At 44.5% G+C, this 866-nt stretch carries 1 protein-coding gene; it reads left to right on the plus strand.

Translation table 11 applies throughout. The features are described from left to right. Positions 1–111: 111 nt before the first annotated feature. The coding region (locus E5342_RS19100) for a DUF4372 domain-containing protein (protein ID WP_135960088.1) at positions 112–866 on the plus strand (755 nt) is incomplete at its 3' end.

An 866-nucleotide genomic window follows, 5' to 3' on the forward strand; every position in this document is an offset into this window, starting at 1 on the left:
TATTGCTGTCCGATAAACCTTTTTATTGCAAGATAAAATTAGGGTCGATTCCATTTGCAGGAGTCGACCCTTTTCGATTACTTTGGTTTCGCCAAAAATCAAAAACAACCGATGCGCAAAAATAGTCATTTTAGCGGACATCCGCTTTATTATCAGGTTATAAAATTGCTTGATAAGTCAAAAGTTCTCGCCTATAGTCGTGATAACGGCGGTGAGAGGTACACCAAACGCTTCAACAGCTGGATTCATCTGGTGGTAATGCTCTATGCCGTGATAATGCGTTTCGACTCATTGCGGGAGATAACAGCCAGTTTGCTTGCCGAGACACGCAAACTGGCGCATCTGGGCATCACATTTAAGATTGGACGCAGTACACTTGCCGACGCCAACAAAAGACGTCCGGAAGCCATATTTGAGGCAATATACCGTGATTTATATGCCTCTTACCGACATGTTCTTTCTTCGGACAGCCGGAACGGCAAGACTCCAAAATGGATGAAACGTCTTCAGATTATCGATTCCACGACCATCACCTTGTTCTCAAACCTGCTTTTCAAGGGTGTCGGCCGCCATCCAAAGACAGGAAAAAAGAAAGGTGGAATCAAAGTACATACAGTCATCCATGCCAACGAAGGTGTGCCGTCGGATATAAAGTTCACATCAGCTGCTACAAACGACTCCTTCATGCTCAAGCCTGCAACATTGAACAAAGGCGACATAATGGCAATGGACCGCGCATATATCGACTATGAGAAGTTCGAGCAGCTTACACGGCGAGGCGTAATATACGTCACCAAAATGAAGAAAAGCTTGAAATACAGCATTCTGTCAGATACAATGTATCAGACTCCCGACGGTTTTATGGA

The sequence above is a fragment of the Parabacteroides distasonis genome, assembly GCF_004793765.1.
Classification (GTDB): domain Bacteria; phylum Bacteroidota; class Bacteroidia; order Bacteroidales; family Tannerellaceae; genus Parabacteroides; species Parabacteroides distasonis_A.